Source organism: Trinickia sp. HAY1-2D, from assembly GCF_056754935.1.
Window position 1 is genome coordinate 1,225,440 of the sequence record NZ_JBPGWX010000002.1, and the last position, 24,575, is coordinate 1,250,014.

19 protein-coding genes are annotated in these 24,575 nt (G+C 60.2%); 15 read left to right on the forward strand and 4 right to left on the reverse strand.

The window, feature by feature from the left end; translation table 11 throughout:
• Positions 1 to 473: 473 nt before the first annotated feature.
• From ACR9ZC_RS12680 to uvrA, 5 genes are all read left to right on the forward strand, one after another.
• Positions 474 to 1,538 carry a glycosyltransferase family 4 protein gene (locus tag ACR9ZC_RS12680; protein WP_481580538.1) on the forward strand — a complete coding sequence of 355 codons (1,065 nt, stop codon included), beginning with the start codon at positions 474 to 476 and terminating at the stop codon, positions 1,536 to 1,538.
• A 230-nt stretch (positions 1,539 to 1,768) separates the two neighbouring features.
• Positions 1,769 to 2,602 carry a hypothetical protein gene (locus tag ACR9ZC_RS12685; protein ID WP_481580539.1) on the forward strand — a complete coding sequence of 278 codons (834 nt, stop codon included), beginning with the start codon at positions 1,769 to 1,771 and terminating at the stop codon, positions 2,600 to 2,602.
• A gap of 24 nt (positions 2,603 to 2,626) precedes the next feature.
• The gene (locus ACR9ZC_RS12690; RefSeq protein ID WP_414720183.1) at positions 2,627 to 3,028 is read left to right on the forward strand and encodes a DUF488 domain-containing protein; all 402 of its coding nucleotides are present in this window, start codon (positions 2,627 to 2,629) and stop codon (positions 3,026 to 3,028) included.
• Between the two features lie 32 nt (positions 3,029 to 3,060).
• Positions 3,061 to 3,666, forward strand: a complete 606-nt coding sequence (locus tag ACR9ZC_RS12695) for a uracil-DNA glycosylase family protein (RefSeq protein WP_481580540.1) — start codon at positions 3,061 to 3,063, stop codon at positions 3,664 to 3,666.
• A gap of 256 nt (positions 3,667 to 3,922) precedes the next feature.
• Positions 3,923 to 9,889 (forward strand): excinuclease ABC subunit UvrA, encoded by a 5,967-nt coding sequence (gene uvrA, locus ACR9ZC_RS12700; protein ID WP_481580541.1) that lies wholly within the window; start codon positions 3,923 to 3,925, stop codon positions 9,887 to 9,889.
• Between the two features lie 15 nt (positions 9,890 to 9,904).
• Here uvrA and ACR9ZC_RS12705 read toward each other — a convergent pair whose 3' ends face one another.
• Positions 9,905 to 11,191, reverse strand: coding sequence for an MFS transporter (locus ACR9ZC_RS12705; RefSeq protein WP_481580542.1), 1,287 nt, complete (start codon positions 11,189 to 11,191; stop codon positions 9,905 to 9,907).
• Between the two features lie 108 nt (positions 11,192 to 11,299).
• Positions 11,300 to 12,091 (reverse strand): PadR family transcriptional regulator, encoded by a 792-nt coding sequence (locus ACR9ZC_RS12710; protein WP_481580543.1) that lies wholly within the window; start codon positions 12,089 to 12,091, stop codon positions 11,300 to 11,302.
• Between the two features lie 259 nt (positions 12,092 to 12,350).
• Between ACR9ZC_RS12710 and ACR9ZC_RS12715 the strand changes: the two genes are divergently transcribed.
• From ACR9ZC_RS12715 to ACR9ZC_RS12745, 7 genes are all read left to right on the forward strand, one after another.
• A complete protein-coding gene (locus ACR9ZC_RS12715; protein WP_481580544.1) occupies positions 12,351 to 12,902 on the forward strand; it encodes an AidA/PixA family protein in 552 nt (183 codons plus the stop codon).
• Positions 12,903 to 12,924: 22 nt separating this feature from the next.
• Positions 12,925 to 13,479: an AidA/PixA family protein gene (locus tag ACR9ZC_RS12720; protein WP_481580545.1), complete on the forward strand. Its 555-nt coding sequence runs from the start codon at positions 12,925 to 12,927 to the stop codon at positions 13,477 to 13,479.
• Between the two features lie 25 nt (positions 13,480 to 13,504).
• The gene (locus tag ACR9ZC_RS12725) at positions 13,505 to 14,014 is read left to right on the forward strand and encodes an AidA/PixA family protein (protein WP_481580546.1); all 510 of its coding nucleotides are present in this window, start codon (positions 13,505 to 13,507) and stop codon (positions 14,012 to 14,014) included.
• 87 nt (positions 14,015 to 14,101) lie between these two features.
• Positions 14,102 to 14,632, forward strand: a complete 531-nt coding sequence (locus ACR9ZC_RS12730) for an AidA/PixA family protein (RefSeq protein ID WP_481580547.1) — start codon at positions 14,102 to 14,104, stop codon at positions 14,630 to 14,632.
• Positions 14,633 to 14,737: 105 nt separating this feature from the next.
• A complete protein-coding gene (locus ACR9ZC_RS12735) occupies positions 14,738 to 15,034 on the forward strand; it encodes a hypothetical protein (protein WP_481580548.1) in 297 nt (98 codons plus the stop codon).
• Between the two features lie 13 nt (positions 15,035 to 15,047).
• The gene (locus tag ACR9ZC_RS12740; protein ID WP_481580549.1) at positions 15,048 to 15,413 is read left to right on the forward strand and encodes a hypothetical protein; all 366 of its coding nucleotides are present in this window, start codon (positions 15,048 to 15,050) and stop codon (positions 15,411 to 15,413) included.
• Between the two features lie 86 nt (positions 15,414 to 15,499).
• The gene (locus ACR9ZC_RS12745) at positions 15,500 to 16,492 is read left to right on the forward strand and encodes a hypothetical protein (protein ID WP_481580550.1); all 993 of its coding nucleotides are present in this window, start codon (positions 15,500 to 15,502) and stop codon (positions 16,490 to 16,492) included.
• Positions 16,493 to 16,664: 172 nt separating this feature from the next.
• On the opposite strand, the gene ACR9ZC_RS12750 is transcribed toward ACR9ZC_RS12745, so the two are convergent.
• Positions 16,665 to 17,645 (reverse strand): hypothetical protein, encoded by a 981-nt coding sequence (locus tag ACR9ZC_RS12750; protein ID WP_481580551.1) that lies wholly within the window; start codon positions 17,643 to 17,645, stop codon positions 16,665 to 16,667.
• A gap of 402 nt (positions 17,646 to 18,047) precedes the next feature.
• On the opposite strand from ACR9ZC_RS12750, the gene ACR9ZC_RS12755 reads away from it, so the two are divergent.
• The 3 genes from ACR9ZC_RS12755 (at position 18,048) to ACR9ZC_RS12765 (ending at position 22,643) form a co-directional block, all read left to right on the forward strand.
• A complete protein-coding gene (locus ACR9ZC_RS12755) occupies positions 18,048 to 19,028 on the forward strand; it encodes a hypothetical protein (protein WP_481580552.1) in 981 nt (326 codons plus the stop codon).
• Positions 19,029 to 19,575: 547 nt separating this feature from the next.
• A complete protein-coding gene (locus tag ACR9ZC_RS12760) occupies positions 19,576 to 20,298 on the forward strand; it encodes a site-specific integrase (protein ID WP_481580553.1) in 723 nt (240 codons plus the stop codon).
• Between the two features lie 374 nt (positions 20,299 to 20,672).
• Positions 20,673 to 22,643, forward strand: a complete 1,971-nt coding sequence (locus tag ACR9ZC_RS12765; RefSeq protein ID WP_481580554.1) for an AAA family ATPase — start codon at positions 20,673 to 20,675, stop codon at positions 22,641 to 22,643.
• Between the two features lie 455 nt (positions 22,644 to 23,098).
• Here the strand turns inward: ACR9ZC_RS12765 and ACR9ZC_RS12770 are convergent, their stop codons facing one another.
• Positions 23,099 to 24,574, reverse strand: coding sequence for an ion channel (locus tag ACR9ZC_RS12770; protein WP_481580555.1), 1,476 nt, complete (start codon positions 24,572 to 24,574; stop codon positions 23,099 to 23,101).
• Between the last annotated feature and the right edge of the window lies 1 nt (position 24,575).

Genomic DNA, 24,575 nt, shown 5'->3' on the forward strand with positions numbered 1-24,575 from the left:
CGCGCATGGCCTGCAAGGGCGCATCGACGCCCCGAAACGGGATTCCGCAGGACACAGACGCCCAGTGTAGGCGACGCTCGGCACAGCGGGATTGACAGAGTGTTTCTTGATTGTAACAATGTAAAATTTCTGAAAGCCTTTACGGTGCTGCAGTGCAGCGGCAGGATAATCGCGCTACGGGTTAGCCCCTAGAAATTCCTGCCGACCCGGTCAACGGTTATGCAGGCGGTGCGTTAACCCGTCCAGAGCTTCGCGCTCGCGGCGTGCCGGCCCATCGGCCAGCTCGCCCGGAAACGGGCTCCGTGATTGCTTCCAGAAGGAAGATCACAATCAGGCGAACCACCGCAAGTCTGAACGAGAAATGAGCGCAGCGGGTCAGCGGCAATAGCCGGGCCGTTCGTCGCCAAGCGGGCGATTCGCTTCCAAGAAACAGCAGTCTTTTTTGCCTGAATTTTTATTAGGAGTTCATCACTATGCGGATCGCTCAAATCGCTCCTTTGCATGAGGCGGTTCCCCCGAAACTGTATGGCGGGACGGAACGCGTGGTGTCTTATTTGACTGAAGCGCTGGTCGAGCTCGGGCACGATGTGACGCTGTTCGCGAGCGGCGATTCCCAGACATCGGCGAAGCTCGAGGCATTCTGGCCGCAGGCACTGCGGCTCGACCCGTCGATCCGCGACACGATGGCTCCGCATATGCTGCTGCTCGAGGAAGTGCACCGCCGGGCGCAGGATTTCGACGTGCTGCATTTCCATATCGACTATTACCCGTTCTCGCTGTTCTCGCGCCAGCCCACGCCGCACCTGACGACGTTGCATGGCCGCCTCGATCTGCCGGAACTGCAGCCGATCTTCAATACGTTCAACGACGTGCCGGTGGTGTCGATCTCCGATAACCAGCGTACGCCGCTGCCGCAAGCGCACTGGCTGTCCACCGTCTATCACGGGCTGCCCGAGAACCTGCTGACGCCCCGCACCGACGTCAAGCCGAGCTATCTGGCGTTCCTCGGGCGGATTTCGCCCGAAAAGCGTGTCGATACGGCAATCCGCATCGCCGAAAAGGCGGGCATGCCGATCAAGATCGCGGCGAAGCTCGACAAGGCGGACCGCGCTTACTACGAAGAGCAGATCAAGCCGTTGATGTCGTTGCCGCACGTCGAGTACATCGGCGAAATCAGCGAGGCGGAAAAGGCCGAGTTCCTCGGCGGCGCGCATGCGCTCCTGTTCCCGATCGACTGGCCGGAGCCGTTTGGGCTTGTCATGATCGAATCGATGGCTTGCGGCACGCCCGTGATCGCGTTCAAGCGCGGCTCGGTACCCGAAGTCATCGAAAACGGCGTGTCGGGGTTCGTGGTCGAGGACGAGCTGTCGGCTGTGGCGGCCGTCAACCGCCTGCATACGCTGCCGCGCGAAACGGTACGCAAGGCTTTCGAGCAGCGCTTTACGTCGAAGGTGATGGCGCAGAACTACATCGCGTCGTACGAGACTCTCGTGCACCGCAAGCGCCGCGCCGTTCTGCGCGAAGTCGCGGCCGGTTGAGTGCCGGGTCGCTGGCGCGATCGGCGCCGGGGCCCGAGTGCCGGTGTGCCACGCCCCGTCTGCCCCCGCGGCAGGTGGGGCGTTTGTTTTATGCGCGAAAGGATCGCGCGGCCGGTGCTGCGCTGCCACAGCGTTTCGGGCATGTGCCGCGCGGCTTCCTATAATGGCGCTGCCACAGCGCGTGGCAGCCATGAGACAGACCCTGTGCCGTCCGTTCAGAGGAGGATGAGTTGACGAGACCGATCCGTTCGCGGGAGAACCCGGCGCCAGGCGCCGGGACGGTCTTCGCGCTGCGCGCGATCGGGCTCGTCCTTCTTGCGCGATGGTTGTTTTCGATGGCCCAGATGGGTTATGGCGCCGCTTTTTCGGCGATGAGCTCTTCGCCTTGGGCATCTGTCAACGTTGTCTTTTTGTTTTTGCTGATCGTCCTGCCAGGGGCGCGGGCTCGTGCCGAACGGCCGTTTCATCCGTTGCCGCAACGGTTGCGTCAGGCCCTTCGGCTCTTTTCCCTGCTCGGGCTCGCCTTTGCGATCTGGTCCATCGGCCTTTTTGCGTGGCAGGCGGGCTGGCGTGACACGGTGTATGCGGTGACCGAGACCAACGGGTGGCTCGTCGTCGGGCCCGCACTGTATGCAGCCGTGCTCTGGATTTGCCGGCCGCGCCCGCTTTGGCGCACGAATGTCGCCGCACGGCGTTTTGCGATCGGACGCTATGCGATCGCACTCGATGCTGCTGCGCAGACCGCTGTCGTCTGGATCGAAAGCCGCAAGCTCGGTCAGTACGATATGCGGGAGCTTTCCGTGAAGTGGTCCCCAAGCGAAGCCATCGAAACCGCTCATCCGCTCGTGAGCGAACCCGCGACCGCGCGTCGGGGGCCCGCTCCGGCGGCGCGCCTGCCGCAGGGGGGCGGGCAGGCACGCCGCTCGCACGTCGAATTGATATGGGATTCCCCCGCCGCAGCCGGGCACAACCGGCAGATCGTACTGCGCGCCGCGCTGGTCAAGCCAGGCGATCGCGCCGCCGCGCGTGCGCTCGATGCGACACTCGAGCAAGCGAAGGCGTAGCGGCAACGGGATGCACGGCTCGGCTTGAACTCGACACATGGCAAGAAGGGCATGATGAAGCACGTTCGAATCGGTGTGGCGCGGGCGTACGACCCGCCGGGAGACGACGACGGTTCGCGTTATCTCGTCGATCGGGTCTGGCCGCGCGGCATCAGGAAGGATGCTTTGCGCATCGAACAATGGCTTCGCGATGTCGCGCCGAGCAATGAGCTGAGACGATGGTTCGGCCACGACCCGCAGCGTTGGGACGACTTCGTCGAGCGCTACCGCGCCGAACTCGATGCCAATCGAGCAGCATGGGAGCCGCTGCTGGAAGCGGCGTCACAGGGCCCGATCACGCTCGTCTATGGCGCGCGCGATCCGGAGCATAATCAGGCCGTCGCGCTGCGCGACTATCTCGAGCGCAAGCTCTCGCACCGCCGATAACCGCGAACGACGCAGCCGTTCGATCGAGTTCGATGTCCTCCCGCTCCTCCTCTCGTCTGTCCGCATTGTTGACCGAAATCCGCGCGTGCCGCGCTTGCGAGTCGCATCTGCCGCTGGGCCCCCGGCCCGTTTTGCAGGTTGGCCGCGGCGCGCGCGTGCTCGTCGTCGGCCAGGCCCCCGGCTCGCGCGTGCATGCCACGGGCATACCATGGAATGACCGCAGCGGCGAGCGCCTGCGCGAGTGGATGGGTGTCGACCCCGCGCTTTTTTACGATGAGCGACGCATCGCGTTGCTTCCAATGGCGTATTGCTACCCGGGGCGCGGCGCATCGGGCGATTTGCCGCCGCGTCGCGAATGCGCGGCACTATGGCTCGACCGGGTGTTGGCCGAACTGCCGCATATCGAGCTGACACTGCTTATCGGCACCTATGCGCAGCAGCATTTTCTACGGAGCGACCGGCGCGCGACGCTGACGGAAACCGTCGCGGCATGGCGCGACTACGGCCCTGCACGGCTGCCGCTGCCGCACCCGTCGCCGCGTAACCAAGGTTGGTTCAAGCATCATCCGTGGTTCGAGCGCGAGCTCGTGCCGGTGCTGCGCGAACGCGTGGCGCAGGCACTGGGAAACGAGAGCTGATTCCCCCCGTTTCGCCCCGTTTCCCCCCGTTTCGCCGCATCGCCGAAAACGTCCCATTAGCCGCATTGCGCGAGCAATCGACGCGCGCCTCTATTGGCGCCGATGACACCCGGAACAAACGAAGAAACGTCGCGCGCGGGTGCAACGCAGTGCCGCGCGCGGGACTATCATTGCACCCCTGACCGCCGCTTGTCTCGAAATGGCGAGCGACGACATCGAATTGAAGCGCAGCACGCGCGTATAGAGGGACCGTTCCATGACTTTCGGAGTGATCCGCATTCGCGGAGCTCGTCAGCACAATCTCAAAAATATCGATCTCGATTTGCGGACGGGGGAAATGACCGTTGTCACCGGACCCTCGGGATCGGGCAAGTCGAGCCTGGTGTTCGACACCCTTTACGCCGAGGGGCAGCGCCGCTACGTGGAAACGTTCAGCGCTTATGCACGCCAGTTCCTCGACCGTATGGATCGCCCGCAGGTCGACCGGGTAGACGGCGTGCCGCCGGCGATTGCCATCGACCAGACGAATCCGGTGCGCAGTTCGCGCTCGACCGTCGGCACGATGACCGAGCTCAACGATCACCTGAAGCTGCTGTATGCGCGCGCGGCACAACTTTTCGACAAGGTGACGGCGCAACCGGTGCGTCACGATACGCCCGAGACCATCTACGCCGAGCTGCTCGAGCGCACCGTCCCGGACAACCCGCGCGTAGTCGTCACGTTCCCCGTCGAGTTGCCCGAAAGCGCGAGTGCCGAAGAGATCGGCGAGTGGCTGTCCGCGAGCGGCTATACGCGTGTGCAGGCCGAGCGCGAGCAGCAAACGAGCGGCGGCGTGCGCAAGGTGCTCGATGTCGTGGCCGACCGGTCCCGTATTCATGGAACCGAGAAGGTACGTGTGGTCGAGGCGATCGAAGCGTCGCTCAAGCGTGGTGCAGGTCGAGTGAACGTCTATGTGCTGGCGGAGGGTGCGGGACGCTCCGAGCAACCGGACCGCAGCGGGACGGCGAGCGCGGCTGAGGATCTGGCGGCGCCGCTCATCTGGCGGTTTTCGACGGGACTGCACTGCCCGGACAGCGATTTGCGTTATGCGGATCCCCAGCCCGGACTGTTCTCGTTCAACTCGGCCTACGGCGCGTGCGAGGTTTGCCGCGGCTTTGGCCGCGTCATCGGCGTGGATCTCGGGCTCGTCATTCCCGATGCGCGCAAGACGCTCGCGGGCGGAGCGATCAAACCGATGCAGACGCCGGCGTGGAAGGAGTGCCAGGACGACCTGATGCGTTACGCCGCACGCGCTCGCGTTCGCACGAACGTGCCGTGGTCGGAGCTCACGGAGGCCGAACGCGAGTGGGTCATCGAAGGCTCTCCGGACTGGGACGGCGCATGGCAGCGCCATTGGTACGGCGTGCGCCGGTTTTTCGGCTATCTGGAATCGAAAGCCTACAAGATGCACATCCGGGTGCTGCTGTCGAAATATCGCAGCTATACCCCCTGCGAGGCCTGCGGCGGCGCGCGGCTGAAGACTGAATCGCTGCTGTGGCGGCTCGGCACCAAGGAAAACGCGGATGCGGTGCTTGCGCCGGAGTTGCGGTTCATGCCGAACGGTACGGCTTGGACGCCGGCACAATTGCACGCGTTACCTGGACTGACCGTGCACGACGTGATGCTGTTGCCGATCTCGCGCATCCGCCAGTTCTTCGATACGCTGAGCTTGCCGAGCGCCTTGCTCGACGATGCGCTCAAGCTGCTGATCGCGGAAGTGCGTACGCGGCTGAAGTATCTCTGCGACGTGGGGCTCGGCTATCTGACGCTAGACCGGCAAAGCCGCACGCTTTCGGGCGGCGAGGTGCAGCGGATCAATTTGACGACGGCGCTCGGCACATCGCTCACGAAGACGCTGTTCGTCCTCGACGAGCCGAGCATCGGCCTGCATCCGCGCGATTTGAACCGTATCGTGGAAGCGATGCGGCGTTTGCGCGATGCCGGCAATACGCTCGTCGTCGTCGAGCATGATCCATCGGTGATGCTCGCGGCCGACCGACTCATCGACATGGGACCCGGGCCCGGTGAGCGCGGCGGCACCATCGTCTATGACGGCGCGCCTGACGACATTCGCACCGCGCCGACGCTCACCGGCGACTATCTCGGTTCGCGGCGGCACGTCGCCGATGCGACGCATTGGGCTGGGCGGCCCGTCGACGCATCGACGCCGCGGCTCGTGCTCGCAGGCGCGAGCGAGCACAACCTGCGCGACGTGACCGTGGAGATTCCGCTTGCACGGCTCGTTTGCGTAACGGGCGTCTCCGGTTCGGGCAAGTCGACGCTGATCCAGGACGTCCTTTATCCCGCACTTGCGCGGCAACTGGGCAAAGCCACGGAGACGCCGGGAGCGCACCGGGCGCTGAGCGGTGCCGAATGGATCGCCGATGCGGTGTTCGTCGATCAATCGCCGATCGGAAAGACCGCACGCTCCAATCCGGCGAGCTACGTCGGCGCCTTCGACGAGATCCGCAAGCTGTTCGCGAAGGCCCCGCTCGCGCTGCAGCGCGGTTATACGGCCGGCACGTTCAGTTTTAATTCGGGCGATGGCCGATGCCCGACGTGCGGCGGCTCCGGTTTCGAGCACATCGAAATGCAGTTTCTCTCGGACGTCTATCTGCGATGCCCCGACTGCGATGGCCGCCGCTATCGGGCCGAGGTACTCGAGGTGAAGCTCGAGCGCGGTGCGCGCGCGCTGTCGATTGCCGATGTGCTGGAACTGACCGTGAGCGAGGCCGTTGCGTGGTTCTCGAACGATGCGGACGTCTTGCGCGTGCTGGAGCCGATAGTCGATGTCGGGCTCGAGTACGTGAAGCTGGGGCAGCCGGTGCCGACGCTGTCGGGCGGCGAGGCACAGCGGCTCAAGCTCGCCGGATTTCTGGCGGAGACCGCGGCCAAGCCAGGCGCCGGGTCAGCGCCGGGCGGGCGGCTTTTCATGTTCGACGAGCCCACCACCGGTCTGCATTTCGACGATATCGCCAAGCTCATGCGCGCATTCGGCAAATTGCTCGCGCGCGGGCATTCGCTGCTCGTCATCGAACACAATCTCGATGTCGTGCGTGCTGCGGATTGGATCGTCGATCTCGGCCCCGAGGGCGGTGACGGCGGCGGGCAGATCGTCGTGGCGGGCACCGTGGACGACGTGAAGGCATGCGCAGCGTCGCATACGGGGCAAGCGCTGCTCCAATACGATGAGGCGCTGAGCGAGATGGCGCACACATCGGCCGATGTCGAAGCCGGCGTGCCGCTTCAGGCCGCATTGACAGCGGCGCGGGCGAGGCAACCCATCGCGGGCGAAGACGCCATTCGCATCGTCAACGCGCGCGAGCACAACCTCAAATCCCTCGACGTCGACATTCCGCACGGAAAGTTCAGTGTGGTGACGGGCGTGTCCGGCTCGGGCAAATCGACGCTGGCCTTCGACATCCTTTTTCACGAGGGGCAGCGCCGCTATCTGGAGTCGCTGAACGCCTATGCGCGCTCGATCGTTCAGCCCGCCGGCCGGCCCGAGGTGGATGCGGTGTATGGCATCCCGCCAACGGTTGCGATCGAGCAGCGCCTGTCTCGCGGGGGCCGCAAGAGCACGGTGGCAACGACCTCCGAAGTCTGGCATTTCTTGCGCCTGTTGTACGTCAAGCTCGGCGTGCAGCATTGCGTCCACGACGGTGCCGCCGTCACGCCACAAAGCGTCGAATCGATCGCCGCGCAACTGCTGCGCGATTATGCCGGCCAGCATGTCGGCTTGCTGGCACCGTTGGTGGTGAATCGCAAGGGCGTTTATACCGATCTCGCCAAGTGGGCGAAGGCGCGCGGCCATACGCATCTGCGTGTGGACGGCCAGTTCGTTGCTGTCGACCCGTGGCCGAGGCTCGAACGGTTTCGCGAACATACGATCGAGCTGCCGGTGGCGGACCTCGTGATTTCCGCCGACCGCGAGAGCGAGCTGCGCCGTGCGCTCGATCAGGCGCTGGAGCTTGGTAAAGGCGTCATGCATCTGCTGGCACCGCTCGACGGGCTTGCCGATATGCTGTCCCAGGGAGGCGAGCATGCGCATCTCGGCGAACTCGAGGTGCTGTCGGTCAAGCGGGCCTGTCCTGTCTGTGCAACGAGCTATCCCGAACTCGATCCGCGCATGTTTTCGTACAACAGCAAGCATGGCTGGTGTGAAACCTGCGTCGGAACCGGACTTGCGCTGACACGCGAGCAGCGTGCCGCGTTCGACGATACCGCATTTGCCGACGATGGCCGCGGCCGCGAGCAGAGCTTGCCGAGCGAAGAGCTCGAACCCGAGGACGTCGGCGATACGCCTTGCCCCGATTGCGGTGGCACACGTCTGAACGCGGTCGCGCGGGCCGTGACGTTCGATTCGCATTCGATCGTCGACATCGGCCGGTGGACCGTCACCGAGACGCGTCGCTGGATCGATTCGCTCGAGCTCGCAGGGCGCGATGCGCAGATCGCGCGCGACGTCGTCAGCGAGATCGCGAGCCGCCTGCAGTTTCTCGAAGAAGTGGGGCTCGGCTATCTGAGCCTCGATCGTGCGGCACCGAGCTTGTCGGGCGGCGAGGCGCAGCGCATTCGTCTTGCCGCGCAACTCGGCAGCAATCTGCAGGGCGTGTGCTACGTGCTCGACGAACCGACGATCGGGCTGCATCCGCGCGACAACCGGATATTGCTCGATGCCTTGCGTCAGTTGGGCGACAAGGGCAACACGCTCGTCGTCGTCGAGCACGACGAAGACACCATTCGGCGAGCCGATCACATCATCGACATCGGTCCCGGCGCCGGCAAGCGCGGCGGCCGGCTCGTGGCCGAAGGCGGGGTGAGCGATCTCGCCACGCACCCGGAATCGCTGACGGGGCAGTTCCTCGCGCATCCGATCGTTCATCCGCTGCAACCGCGCCGCCCGGTGCATCCGTTACGTCGTGCGGGCAACGGCAAAACGAAAACGGGCACGGGCACGGGCACGGGCACGAAGGCGACGACGGCCGATCTCTCGTCACCCAGTTCCCCCGAACGTTGGCTGACCGTTCACGGCGCGCACCTTCACAACCTGCGCGATATCACGGTCGACATTCCGCTTGCGCGCCTCGTGGCCGTCACGGGCGTGTCCGGCTCGGGCAAATCGACACTGGCGCGCGATGTATTGATGACGAATCTGCTCGACGCGGTCGGTCGCTCGGTGCTGTCATCGCCCGCGGTACGCCGCGCGCGACGTGCCGCGCCGAGCGCCGCCCCCCGCCGATGGGGGCGCGCTGCGAGTGCAACGGACGCGCCCGCACGGATCGAAGTCGAACATCGCTGGCAGGGTTGTCGCGCGGTGACGGGCTTTGAAGCCATCGACCGCGTGCTCGAAGTCGATCAGACACCGATCGGAAAAACGCCGCGCTCGTGCCCCGCAACGTACATCGGCGTATGGGACACGATTCGCAAGCTCTTCGCCGATACGCTGGAGGCGCGCGCGCGTGGCTATGCGGCTTCGCGTTTTTCGTTCAATACCGGCGACGGGCGCTGTCCCGCTTGCGAAGGGCAGGGCGTGCGAACGATCGGCATGAGCTTTTTGCCCGACGTCAAAGTACCCTGCGATGTTTGCCATGGACAGCGCTTCAACCCCGAAACGCTTGCCGTGACGTGGCGCGGACGCAATATCGGCGAAGTGCTGACGATGGAGATCGATGAGGCGGTCGAGTTCTTTTCGGCCATGCCGAGCATCGCGCACCCGCTGCAACTGATGAAGGATGTCGGACTCGGCTATTTGACGCTGGGTCAGCCCTCGCCGACGTTATCCGGGGGCGAGGCGCAGCGCATCAAGCTCGTGACCGAGCTCGCCAAGGTGCGCGATGACGTGACGCGGCGCGGACAGAAGGCGCCGCATACGCTTTACGTGCTCGACGAGCCGACGGTCGGTTTGCACATGGCCGATGTCGCGCGGCTCATTCGCGTGCTGCATCGGCTTGTCGATGCGGGGCATAGCGTCGTTGTCATCGAACACGATCTCGACGTGATCGCGGAGGCCGACTGGATCGTCGATCTGGGTCCGGAGGGCGGTGCGGGTGGCGGCACTGTCGTGGCCGCGACCGATCCGGAATCGCTCTCGCGCGTGCGCGAGAGCCATACGGGGGCGGCGCTCGCGCCGGTGCTTGCGCGTACGGGCGAGCGCGAGTCGAAGCCCGCGCATGTTGCCTAGGCGCCCATGCTTTGGTCAGCCCTCTGATGCGAGCGTTGGCCGGGCGTCGGGCGCAATGTCGTCCCTGCCCGTCACGACGCGCAGCGGCTCGCGGGCCGCGGGCGCGCTCGTGACGCGGCCGATCCACACGAGCGCCAGTGCGGCGAGCGAGACGGAAAGCCAGCCGTTCGTGCCATAGCCGAGCACATGTCCGGCCGCATCGGTCGACAGCAACATGCCGCCGATCCATGCGCCAAAACCCGTGCCGAGCGCCTGCACCGCGCCGTTGGCGCTCAGGAAAGCACCGCGCTCGGCCGCCTCCGGCACCGTGGTCAGGATGGCTTGCAGCGGCACCATGCGCCCTGAACTGATGACCATGAACAGCGCGAAGAACGGCACCATGACGGCGAACGATAACGCGGGCAAGTGCGTCATGCCGAGGACCGCCAAAAGCGCTAACGACCCGAAGATGCGAAACACGCGCCGATGGCCGAGGCGGTCCGACAGCCGGCCGACCGCGCGCGAGGTGAAGAACGTTGCCGCTCCGCCTGCCATGTAGAGCCATGAGATGCGGCCGGGCGCCACGCCATGATTCGCCACGAGCACTGGCGAAATGAACGGGATGACGAGCATGTGCGCGAGCATCATCGTGAACGTGAGCGCAAACGCCTTGAGATGGCGCACACGCGAGAGCATGCGCCACAGCGCAGGCAGCGCATCGGCTATGGCCGGCGCCCCCGCGCGCAGATGCTCCACCAGCGAAGGCACGGTGAGCGCCGCCACGCAACCGATCGAAGCGCTCAATGCCGCGAGCAGCCAGAACGGTGCGGCCCAGCCGAAACGTGCGCCGAGCAGCACGCCCGCGGGCACGCCCGCGATGGCGGCCAGCGAGAACGAGGTCATGATGACGCCCGTGGCGGCGCCGCGCCTTGCGACCGGGACGACATCGGCGACGATGGCCATGACCCCCGCACCCAGTACACCGCCCGTGATGCCCGCGAATGCGCGGCTCGCGAGCAGCAGCGTGTAGCTCGTCGTCAACGCGCAGATCAGATTCGAGAGCGCAAAGAGCACATAGGCGACGAGCAGCAGCCGGCGTCTGTCGAATCGATCGATATAAGTCGCGGCGAAGAGCCCCGACAGTCCCGAGCACCACGAGTAAGCCGATACGGCTGCCGCGAAGGCCGCGGGCGTGATGTGGAACGCGGACATGATCTGCGGGCCGAGCGGCATCATGACCATGAAGTCCATGATGATCGTGAATTGCACGAGCGCGAGCAGCCAGATCAGCCGGCGCTCGCGGGTGGGGGACAGTGCGTACATGCGTTGGCGTCCTTTATCTTGTTTGTGCTGTCTTGCGTCAGGCACTGCAGACCGGTGAACGGGCGGCGGCGCGCGCGCATCGCGCCTGCGCCTCGCCGCCATTGCCGCTCAAGCGGGTGTGGGTTCGCTGCCCTGGCTGGAGGTGCCGCCCTCTATCTCGGCCGCGGCACGCAGCAATATTTCTGCGATACGACGTTGCTCGGCTTCGCTTGCATCGGCATGCCGCACGATCGCCAGCTTCAGTGCGTAGCGTGCCTCGATTAGTTTCGGATGCCAGCGGCCGCCTTCTGCGCCGAAGCCGACGTTATCGTCGTCGGCCGCGTACGCGCGCCGCATCGATTCCATCTTGCTCGCGATGAAACTGAGCTTGGCGAGCATCATGTCGACCTCGTTGCGGTGTGCTTCGAGGTGGGCTCGGCCCGCTTCGGCGATTTCATAGCGCTTGCGGTTGCCTTCCTGCTGCACGGTCACATAACCCAGCTCCTCGAGATAGGTGAGCGCAGGGTAGACCATGCCTGGACTCGGCGCATAAAAGCCGTTCGAACGCGCTTCCAACGCCTTGATCAGTTCATAGCCGTGGCGCGGCGTCTCCGCGATGAGCGCGAGCAGCATCAGCTGCAAGTCGTCGCCGGTGAACTTGCGGCCGCGGGTCAACCCGTCGTCGTCGCCAAAGCCACGGTCTCCTCGACCGCCCCAGGACGGGCCGCCGCCATGGCGATGACGGTGGCGGCCGATTGCATGCCACAGGCCGTGGAAGAACGATGCGGAACCCGGGAAACGGCCCTGATCGTACGCGCGGTGCAAGGTGGTGCGCAATTCATCGAACTCGTAGTTTTCGAAGCGCGGGTCCAGGCCCGGGTGGGCGTGCGAACCGCCGCGGAAGTGGTGAGCGTGGCGCATGCGGTGCTCCTCTCGGTGAAGATGTATCTTAAGATATATATCGTTAGATATGTTGTCAAGGGGGCGCGGAGCCGCGGGAGCTGGTTCCGCGCGACCTTTTCGGCCATCGATTTACCGCAGGAGGCAAAAGATTTTCAGACCTAACAATGTTGCTAAGTCGAATCGAGCGAGCGGCGGGTAATGTCACAACTGTGCGAGACGACAGCGGCCATAACGGGAATTATCTGTTGCCGCGTAACCCCCCCGACTGAGCGAGGTAATGATGCCGCAAATCGATATTCTGATGATCGCGGATGCCGAAGGGATTTTAAATAAATATGGGCAAGCCGGATCCACGTCGGCCCCGACTGATGGGCCCGGCTCGGCACAACAGCCGATAACGGTCGACGGATCTTTTGTGTTCTTTATCACGAAAGCTGCCAACGCCTATGCATATAACGGAAATTGGCAGTTGTACGTTTCGACGGGGACCGAGTCGGAGCAGGGGGTCGATATTGTTCGTTGGAGATCCGAAGGGATCGATTTAGGACACAAATTCGCCTGTCCGATTACCGGATTCAAGTTTTTTCCGAATTCCGGGGCGGGGCGAGTGGAGACGCCGGTGCTTAGGCACTACTCCACGACATTTGTCACGACGGATCCCGCCGATGCTACCAAGCCTATAGTGCAAAAGGGAATCGATCGATGCTGGGAAACGAGGGCCGTCACGGACGGAAATATCGGATACAACGTCATTTTCATGATCGTCGATGAGCAAGGCAATGTAAGGATGCATACCCAGATCGACCCGACCTTCGTGATTCAAGGATGACCAACAAATTTTCGAGGTCCATATGAGCCAAGACAATTCGGACGACGTTATCGTCAATATGCTGGTGGTGGTCGATGTCAGTATGTTTGCTGACAAGCTCGCCAGCAGCACAGAAAAGAGCCCGGTAGTCGTCGACGAAGGGATTTACATGTTGGCGGAGCCGAAATATGTAAAAAGCGGGCAGGCAACTAGTGCGCTCGTTCTCAACGTTGCCGCCGAAGGTGAGGATTCCTCGACTTTCGTCCGTTTCCGAGAGCAATGCTTGCAAATAGGAAAATATCAATGCGTAATCGTCGATATAAATATCGACTCGTCCGCCAGCGACGACGTCGAGGCCCCGGCGCTCCGGGCGGTCACCTATACCGAGCTATACCGCGTGCCGACTGATCTGAAGCCCGATACCTTCAACACGACCACTGCCCCCGATATTTTCTGGGAAACCGAAATGGAGGCTGCAGGCGTGGTGAATTATGCCATGAAGATCCTTGTTGCTGACATGACATTGCCGCTCATCCAATCGGAATTCCACTACGTTCTAGTGAAATCGTCGATCAACATTTCCGATCCGCAGGATTGACGAATTTATCGTTCGGGAGAAGAGCATGGTGAGCAACATCGTAAAGAATGTCCTGGCGGTGATCAGTGTCGATGACGTTTTGCAAAAGCACGGAACCAACAACGCAGTGGATGCGGGTGCGGAATTGGGAAATGATTGCATTGGCGTTTTTACGGGAAACGTAACAGGATACTTGGACCCATTGCCGCCAGGGAGTGTTGCATCGGCAACCGCAACGAAATGGGTCTTGTGGCGAGCGACTTCCCTGACGTTCAACGCCAAGTACCATTGTGTGGTTACCGGGGTTTCCGTGGATGATCGTTCCGGCTGCTTGGTCAACGCACCGAAGGCGCTTTGGATCGAACCATCGGTGCCGGTGGTCAAGTTGGTCGGCGCTGCGGTGCAACCGCAGATCGAGGCGCGCCAGGAGGTTGTTTGGGCGTCGGAAGTCAAAACTCCCGGTAGCGTCAATTACGACCTGGCCGTGAAGGTGATCGATTATCACGGGGCGTTGCAGGGATTCTATCACCTGAAATCCGCGATTGCCATTAGCTGACCGGCTTTTCTTGTGTAACCAGTTTCTCTACGCGGATGCTTTGGGCGAATTGCGGTGCCTGATGGCTGCGCAGAACACGTCGGGGTCATGATGCCAAATATCGTCGATGTCCTTATTGCAGTTGATTGTGAATCGGTGCTTGCGCAATACGGCGAGAATAATGCGCCGACCAACCCGCCGATGATGGAGTACGAACATATTTATATGGTTATTCGTAATGGGAATGATTTGGTATGGAATGGTGCGGACTACAACAAATCACCATATCTCTATTTGAAGGTGAGCGAAGAGGATGATCTTTCCGCCACCAGTATTCGATGGCGCATGGAATCTCTTTCGATGGGAATGGGCTATAAAGCGTTTTTGACGGATTTCACTCTTTATAACGGGGTGGATGTCATTACCCAGCCAGAGTGCCGCGAGATCCGGACAAAATCGTTTCTGCCGGATAAATCGAACCCTGACCAGCTGATCGCGCAAGAAGTAGTTGATCCCTTTTGGGAGTCTACCGTGCTCAGGGCTGGCTATGTGGCGTATTTCTTTTATCTGGCAATCGTCGATCACATGGGCAAGGTTCGTGGGTATTACCGAAACGATCCAGCTGTTGTTGCACAGTAACCGCCGTAATGGTCTGTCGAAGGATAGTCATATAGCTGAACATTGAATTTTCGTTTTCAGCGAGACTGTTCGAAGTTAACTTTTATCATCTTTGTCGGAGGGATCATGAGCGCACTGACTCATCCTCACCCCGGGAGCCCACTGGGCGATATTATTGTGCTAGTGGCCGGCGATGTCTCGATGGCACCCATCGCCGATGCACTTGGCGACGTTGCGGTGGATGCGATTTCGAAAGGCGTTCAAGCTTTCCCGTTGGACGTCAGCATGTCCATCTTCAGCGTGGGTACCGACGTTTTTCCGGGGAAACTCCCGAGTCCGACACTCAAAAGTTACCTGGTTAATCCGCCGCCGATGGGGGTTGGGGCGCCGGCGGGGCAGGTGAAAGAGCACCCCGCCGCCTGACTACAATTACGACATGGAGAACGCAATCATAGACGCATGCGCGCTCTTCAACTGGCGCAATGGCACAAAGCAGGCGATTCTCTTATTGGCCAACGAGTGGCCGAATGGCGGCGGCCAAGGGACAGGAACCAGCATTCTTGCCGACGTCAAAACAGCGGCACGGTATAACGATAAGAATCCGGTGCTTGTTTTCACGGGGTTAACGACGCCTCCCACTAATAAGACCTTGAGTAAAGATGTGGCGACAGAATATCGGAACTTGGCGTTGAGCGGCGGCACCTACACGGACCTGACTGTGCCGTCGTCGCTCGAAATTGGGATTTCCGATGTTATCCAAAGAATGATTGGTGCACTTGCCATGGCTTGGAAGTCGCACTGAATTAAGTTTTGCATGTCCGAACAGGCAATTCTAGAAATCGCTCGAAAACTAGTTTTCCCACCGCTTTCATGTATATAGGAGGAGTTATGAGCAGCGTGACTCAGGCTTACCCTGGCAGCCCGCTGGCCGATATCGTCGTGCTCGTTGCCGGTGATGTCTCGATGGCGCCGGTCGCCGACGCACTTGGCGACGTTACGGCGAATGCGATTTCCAACGGCGTTCAAACTTGCCCATTGGACGTCAGGACGGCCATCTTCTGTGTAGGTACCGACGCCTTCCCCACGAAGCTCCCGACGCCGACGCTCAAGAAATATCTGACGGATCCTGCTCCGAATGGGCTCGGAATTCCGGCGGTGCAACTGAAGGAACATGATCCCGGAACGCCGCCGCCTGACAACAACTACGACATGGAGAACGCGATCCTGGACGCCTGCGCGCTCTTCGATTGGCGCAAGGGCGCAAGCAGGGCGATTCTCCTGTTTGCCAACGAGTGGCCGAATGGCGGCGGCGCAACGGTAGGAACGAGCCTCGCCGATGCGGTGAAAACAGCGGCTGGGACCGACCCGGATCAGCCCGTGCTTATCTATACGTGCTTGACCGCGCCGCCCACTGGTATGACGCTGGCCCCGGGCGTGGCAAGCGAATATACGGCGCTTGCGACGCAAAACGGCGGCACCTTTACCGATCTCAGTTCGGCCAATTCGAATGGAGTGCAGGACGGCATCACGAAGATGTTGCAAACGATAACCTGCGCGCTCGCCCCTGCCACGAGTACCCAAACAGGCGGTACCGGCTCATGCAGCAGCGTTTGCGACGAGTTTTCCTCGATTCTCTGCACGATCAATTTGCTGGCTTGCGCGCTCAACAAGGCGATGGATGCCTGCTGCCCAGGTGCAGGAGCTAACGCCGGCTGTGATTGCGGGTGTAGCGATAAGAAAAAACCGGGACCGGTTGTGACATCGAGTGCGCTGACTCTGCCACCTATGGCGCTTCCTCAAATGGCACGCCCTGCGCAGCCGCCGACGGCTAACCGAGTGGCCAACACTGTCCAGACGCCGCCCAAAGCCGCGCATGCATAGTCGTTAGCGCGAGCGATTGTTTGACACCGCAACGCCAGAAAATAAGAAGGGCCGGCATTTGCCGGCCCTTCCGATTCTGGTGGGTGGTACAGGGATTGAACCTGTGACCCCTGCCGTGTGAAACGAAAATCAGCCCAAGTACCTGTGTACGGATTCCCGCACACCGTTGAGTTTACAGCAACTTTAGCTTCCCACGCCTGCCTTTGTTTTCCGTGGTCTTCCGAACACGTTGCACCGCTTTTGCACCGCTTCCGACGCTAAGCATTGGCGTTCGCGCGCTGTCATTAGTCGCGCGTGTCGACCGCGCGAGCTGAAACTCCAGTCGTCGAAAAAACAGGTCGATTTCCTCGTCGGCAGTTGGCAGCGGCGGTAGCAATTCGCGACGATTCTCGCCCAGCGGTCGGTGCTCCGGTGCCCACGGTTGATCAACCCAGCCGAACGCGAACCGAATGCGCAGACGATCTATGGCAAATGCATTGGGGCACGTCGGATCGAACGGACGCTCCCAGTCATCAAGGAGTTGGTACTCGTCGTGTGTTAGGGCACGCCGCTCGTAATACGCTCCTGTTTCGTCGGCCAGCCACATGTCCCGCTCGGATACGTCCGAGCCACCTCGATCTTCGAATACCTCTCCGCCGAGGGATCGCAGGGTATTTATCCAAATTCTGTAGCTATCGAGCGCCTCGGTACTGGACCTGGGTACCCTCGGCTTCCCTCCTTTTGCGCCGCCCGGCGGCACCGGCATTTTGCCTTCCGCGAGCAGTGTCTTTCCTTTTTGAAAGATTCGAAAGGCCGCTCGCTCGTTTGCGAGGCGCGCTTGGACCATCTCCGCGGGCTCCAATTCGTGGAGACCCACCAACGCCCACAGATCTGCCTTAGTAAGGTATTCGAGGTCCAATGCCAGCCTCCCGATCGCTAGTACCCTGCTTAGCGATAGTGCTTGATTCGTCTTGCCGTTCGCCGACGGCGGATGGCTATAACGCTTCCACTCTTGGCCTGTTTCCTGATCATGTTCGCCTTGGAGGCCAAGGCCGAACTTCGCTTCTAGTTGCGCTGGCGTCAAGCCCGACCGCTGCTCGATCAACGTCAGCAGTGCGACCGTTATTCGTTTCATGCGCAACTGGCCAGCCTTGCCGTCTACGTGCAGACCCAACGGAACCTCCCCGAATGCCCTTTTGTTGATAGCGCGTGTGAAATACATCCTAACAAAAGCAACGGCAGGCAAGCAAAGGGGAAACAGGCCATGGCACTTCTGGGAAGCGATTTTCGAGTGACTTTTGCAGGAATGGATAGATCCGCGCTGCTGACGCCCGCAGAACTGGGCGAACTCATTGGAAAGTCGGCGAATGCGGTCTACCACATGCTTTGCCGCGAGTCGGCAGGCTTACCGACGCCAGTGTTCAGACAACATCGATACGTTCGTTGGCGCGTAGGCGATGTGAAGGATTGGATCGAAGGGCTACCAATTGCCGCGCCGCACGACAGTGACGGCGTAGCACGTCGTGGCCGGCCACGACGTGCAGCCGGTTCGCGGCGGGATCAATGAGCACGGCAAATGGTTGAACGCCGGCTTACTCACCTCGTCACCCAGCTATTGGGGAATCGAGAGGTCATTCCTTTCTCGCCGGCGCTTGCTCGTGCCTTAGGCGATGTGGAGGCCGCAGTATTTCTATGCCAAGCGTGCTATTGGCAGGCGCTGATTGGGGATGGTGACTGGTTCTATAAGCTCCGCGATGCGGACAGAGATGAGGCTGGACGCATAAAGCCTCCTGTTGATGCCAGTAGGCAAAGTTGGGAGTGGGAGACGGGTCTCTCCCGCACAAGGCAGGAGTCTGCTCGGCGACGCCTGAAGGCGCTCGGCCTTCTCCAAGAGACGCTGCGAGGCGTACCTGCGAAGCTGTACTACAGGGTCGACATGGACCGATTGGTGGACTTTCTCCTTGCGACCCGCCAGTTGGCAGGATTTCCACCAACTGGCCGGCAGGAATTCGGCCATCAAGCTGGCAGCACCGATGCCGGCAAGGAGGAAGGACCGTTGCCGTCTATGACAGAGACTACTGCAAAGACTAGCAGCACAACCACCGCCACGCGAACGCCTTCAGTACACGTAGTCGCAGAAGACACCTCCGAAGTCGGTGGTAGTGGTGGTAAGGACGTCGTCGGATGCATGAGCTTGATCTTAGAGCGGGCGGTTCGGCCTCACCAGGATCTGCTGAACACCTTACTCGCGAGTGTTCCTGCTGATGTCGCGCAAGAAATTGTCGATGAGCTTGCCGGTGCACTGGAGGCGGCTTCAACAGGGAAGCGGCAACCGATCAAAAGTGTCCGGGGCTGGGTCAAGGCGGTAGTGCAACAGCACCGAATCGGCCAGTTCTCGCCGGACTTAGGGCTGGCGATTGCGGCTAGACGCCAACGCACCAGCACGGCCGAGAGTTCAAGCAATGAGAGCAACCGACCTTGGTCGGCGAATCCAGCGGTGTATGGACCGAATATGAAGTCGATCAAGGATGCGCTCACGGGCCATACGCGGAAGTGATGCTTGGAGTGCGTTACGGAAGTCACTCACGTATCTCTTCGTCCTGGGCAAGCGCCGAAGGCGCGCGTCAGGCCGAAGGCAAAGTTCGCGGGGAGCCGGTGGGCAAGTCCGGCACCGACGGCCAACGAGCCGTCGGCTGTCCACGGCGTGAAGCGGTGGACAGCGGACTTGTGCACGGGCGGGCGCGGGACCAACGATCACGCTTGGCACAGGGGCGGTTCGTGGGCGGTCTCCTTCGATTGCTGAATCCATGTCAATGCAGACGCCGATGATGGGAGATTTCCACGCGACAGAAATCATGTCGGTCTCTTGTCCGACGCCGATGTCGGACAAGAGGGGGCTCGTGCTGTTTCAGCCATAACAACGACATGCGAAGACATGGCGAGTTGTGGCTGAAACAGCATGAGCCCCAACCCCTCAGGGGTCGAGGCGCGTAGCGACTCGGGGGTGGTGTTAGGCCGATTTCTGCTGGGCCGAAATCTCACTCCACCGGACCCGGCCAAGACCGAAATCAAACGTGGGCAGAAATCCGATAGGGGCGTGAACGATGGGAAAAGCGAAGAAATCCGCACTCAGGCTGCTTCCGCCAGACTGGCGGGAATCCCTATGGGAGGCGGCATCGACACCAGAGTGGCAGCAATCACGGCCGCAGCTGATGCCCGCGCTTGCCATGCTCTGGATCACAGGATGCCGCCCAGCCGAACTCGAACAGGGCATCGAGCTTGTCGCGGGACGCGACCAACTTGTAGTCAAGATCATGGGCGCGAAATGTGTGGACGCGGGTGGCCGGGAGCGCGGCCAACCGACGCGACACATCGGGTTTCGCATAGACGCTAACGCCAACCCTGCATTACGCTTTCTGCACGCCTTGGCAGAACGGAACGCTGCGAACAGGATGGGCAACTACACGATCGCGCACAAGAAAGATTACCTGTACAACAGCGTAGTGGCCCTCGGCAGAAGCGCATTCCCAAAGTTGCGGACACGGATCAGTCCGTATTGTTTCCGCCATCAAGTAGCGTCCGATTTGAAGGCTGCCGCCTCCGACCGGGAAATAACTCTGGAGGAGGCAGCCAAGGTCATGGGCCACCTCAGCGATTACTCCATAGGCGCATATGGGCACGCGGTCCACGGCCGGAGAGGCCGTGGCGGACGGGTCAAGGTACCTTTTGTTAGCACCACGCGTCCTATCAAGCATTCGCCGAAAGTTGATCGCCTCGTCCGGTTCAAAATGGCGAGCGCGAAGCGGCGCGAACACAAAGCGGATTGAATCCCCTATGCCGGGGTACTGGATGCGTCGTTTCTGCGTTGTTTCATGTCCGCCAAAGCACTCAGAGGCGCGATGGGTTGGCGAAACGCGTCGAACTTGCGTCGTTTACGACGCATTCGATGATCGTAGAAAAACGAAGAAGGTGTCGCCAGCTGAGTGGCCTGTGCATCTATCGTGTACGTTTCCACGGATGTCCAGATCGAGGCTGATGCGGGGCACCGCACTTGGAGACGGTCAGACCAAATTGATTCGGTGGTCGAGCGGCAATTCCGGCGCCGCTCCGCTATGAGGGAATGCGTGTCGGTCTTATGCTATGTTTCCGTACCGGGCCAGAACCATGGCCGCTCCTACGGTAAAACAACACGGGGTCTTCGATGCGATTGAAGTCAGCGAGAGTGACGAATTTCCGGTCGGTGGAGGACAGCGGCGAGTTTAAAATCGGCGACCTCACCTGCCTTGTCGGAAAGAACGAAGCCGGTAAAACGGCGCTCTTGTCGGCACTCTACGGGCTGAATCCCTACACCACATTCACTTACGATAAGACCCGAGACTATCCTCGTAGGTTCGTAAATAAGTTTGAAGAACGGAGCAAAGGCGCCAAGTCCAAGGTGGTTGACACACTGTGGGATCTCGACGATGCCGATGTTGATGCGGTCGCCGAACTGTTTGGCGAAAACGCATTGATGTCCCGGGAAGTGCGCGTTGAGCGCGGCATTGGTTACGAAACCCAGAGTTGGAACCTCAGTGTGAACGCCGCCGAGTGCTTGGCGTTCTTGGTTAGAAGGCATACAACGGACGATACAGAGCGGAACGTCCTTAAAGACTGCGCAAATGCCGCACAGGCGATCGCCGCGATCGAAGCCGTGGCCCAGCGATCGGCTGGGCTCGACGCGCTGTATGCCGATCTGAAGGAATGTCGGGGCGACGATTTCCAATTGGCGATCTTGGATGTCCTCATGCCTCGAATGCCCAGGTTCTTCCTTACATCGCATTTCGAACGCATGTCGGGTGAGGTGTCGATCAACGCCCTCAATCAAGCGCGGGCCAACAACACGCTCACGTCGTCGGATCGCATCTTCCTCGATTTCCTGGAATACGCCGGGACCTCGGTCGAGGAGTTGCAAGCCTCGACAAGGCTGGAAGAGCTGAAGGCGAAATGTGAAGGGGCCTCGAATGAAATCACCGACGAGATCTTCGAGTTTTGGACGCAAAACGACGCTCTTCAGGTCGCGATCGACATTGCGGAAGGGCGAGCGGCTGATCCACCGCCGTTCAACAGCGGCACCGTTGTAACGGCCCGGATTCACAACAGCAATCATCGTGTGACCGTGCCGCTTTCCGAGCGCAGCGCTGGATTCATATGGTTCTTTTCGTTTCTGGCCCAGTTCAAGCAGCTCCGCAAAGTCGCGGGTGATGCGATTATTCTTCTCGACGAGCCTGGGCTGACGTTGCACGGGAAGGCCCAGTCCGATCTACTGCGCTACATTGAGAAGCGGCTCCTGCCCACGCACCAGGTTATCTACTCGACGCATTCGCCGTTCATGGTGCCGAGCGATCGCCTATCCGACGTGTTGATCGTCGAGGATGTTGTCAAGCGCGACGAACGAAACCGCCCTGTCGTCGAGGGAACCAAGGTGCGCGATGATGTGCTGTCGGTGGACAAGGACACGCTGTTTCCGTTGCAAGGAGCATTGGGGTATGACATGACCCAGAGCCTCTTCGTTGGCAAGAATACGTTGCTCGTCGAGGGCCCCTCGGACATTCTCTACCTGCAAGCTCTATCGGCAGCGCTGCAACAACGTAAGCGCGTCGGTCTCGATGCGCGATGGACAATGTGTCCATCCGGCGGTATCGACAAAATCGCGCCGTTTGCATCGTTGTTCGGGGCTAATCGGTTGAACATTGCCGCGCTGTGCGATGTCGCAAATGGCGACAAAGCCAAAATCGAACGCTTGCGAAAGAGCCAGGTCCTTGAAGCGGGTCATGTGCTGACCATCGGGGATTTCACTGGGCTCGACGAAAGCGACGTGGAAGACCTTTTCCCGCCGGCGAAATATGCCGAGCTTTTGAACGCGGCCTATGGATTGATCGGGGAGAACGTGATGACGGTTAACAGATTGCATGAAGCCGCGCCCCAGACTCAGCGTGTGGTCAAGCAGGCGGAGGCGGCCTTCCGTGTTCTCCCCGTCGAAATCGCGGAGTTTGATCACTTCACGCCATCGGCTTGGCTCATCCGTAACCCGGACTTTCTAGACATGAGCGACGAGGGCACATCGACGTTGTTGCAGCATGCCGAGCGATTGTTCAAAACGGTCAACGCGTTGCTGGTGAAGGCCGGAGCCTAGCTAGCCAAAACGTTGCGGTAAAAGCGACGTTCTGCCAGCGAAGTTGCGGCGCTCGCACGGCGCATCGCTGCTGACGCTCAGTAGTCCCGGTAGCCTGTGAAAGCGGTTGTACGCCCGAGTTGTACAAAGCATTGTGGCGAGGGCGCGACCAAATAACCCCTGAACAGCCCGAAAAATAACTTCATCAAATTTCCTGACGGATTTCAACGCAAAAGGTCAGTGTTTAGAACGCCGACGGGTTAGCCGAGATAGTACGGCGCGGGACGCGAAAACTTCCGAGCAGCGGGTCTCGGCTGCTCTATCTCCCGAGATGATGGCATGACCGATGACCGCGGGCAGGCACCCAACTGGCGGCGGACTTTTCCGAAGTTGGGCCATAAAGGGACAGTGGGTGCTCATAGGTAGACTGTCCACAATCACAAGTACGAGACATCGAGAAGCCGCTCGACTAATGTCTAGTACTTGCTTCGGTTAGAAAAGCCAGCAACGACCAGTCCCATTGTAAAAGCACCTAGGATAGCCTCAGTTCCACACAACATTTTCAACATCGTCGTGTTTGGTAAAATGTCTCCATAGCCCAATGTGGTGAATGTCACGACGGAAAAATATACGCTGTCAATCCATCCCGGAGGCGCTTTGTCATTCCAGTCAACGCCGTGATAAATCCGCGCATAGGTGCCGATCATTAAAAGTGCAAAGAGAAATATTCTGGCGGGACGTTCACCGTAGCCCCACATCAAAGACTCAATTAATGATGCCAGCCAGCGAGCTCTTAAAATAAGGGATCGGAGCGCGTATTTGGGTATCAGCCATATTTTCACTCGTGGAATAATAGTCATGCGTAACCCCGGCCATACTTCGCTGGAGGGAATTCTGCCTGAATACCACGTGCGAAAAAGATCCCGGAGGCTCCCATACCCCATCGCCGGGAAATTCTTCCTATTTGAGTCATCAAGGTACGGACGAAATAATGCCTTCCGTTCGAATACCCGTTCTTTGTAATAGCTTGCAGCAGCTTCTCGACGCATGCCGCAGCTCTGAAAAGCAGTCCTCAGTAGACGAAACGTAGTAGCGATCTCGCTCGGTCTCGCGTTCTTTGCAGGCTCAAACGACACCTCTCTAAGCTCACAGTTGTCGATAAATGGAGTTATGCGCGACTCGTTAAATCCGAGCCGGAACACATAGGTCTCAGACAGACGAAGTTCCTGAACATCCGTATTCTCAAAATAAAAATCTTGAAGTTTTGAATTATTGCATATGAATTTTTCCATTGCGCATTTGTGAAAGGTGCAAAATGCAAATTCTGCATTGTTGAGCGTGATTTCGCGACAAGAGCTATAGCTAATCGTTAACCAATATGATCCATGCCAATTCCCGGTGATCGAAAGAAAATCGAGGTCGGTGAAATCAAGGTTTCGAGGAGCCAGAAACACTCCTTGTGGCAAATTCACTTGACCAAGCTTGAGGACTGTAAAATCTCGAAAAAGATTTGCACTCGTTGCGCCCCCGGCTTGATTCGAGCCACTCCATAATCCGTAGCGAAAATCATCGGCGCGCGAATTATTTGCTACATCAAAGGTAAAAAATCGATTTCGACCTAGCGTATCTTTCGCCCATTTTAAATACGGTTCAAAAACTCCAAGTGCTTTCGCCGAGTTGTTTCGTTTTTTCCAGTAAGACTCCGCATCCTCCGTCGCATTTTCGTAGCATTCGAAGACGCGATCACCGAAATCGCCGCTTCTCTCAATCACCAACTTCGTTTTGTCGCCCTTGAAGAGTGCGCCGGTTGGCACGATGCGCATCATCACGTGACGATCGAAAGGCAGCGTTGCGATCCAGTCTTCGAAGCCTGGCAGAATTGTGGCTAGATAGTCAAAAAGGACTGGGATGTCATTGGCCGCCCGCCATTCGTTGAATACATGCGGCTTCATA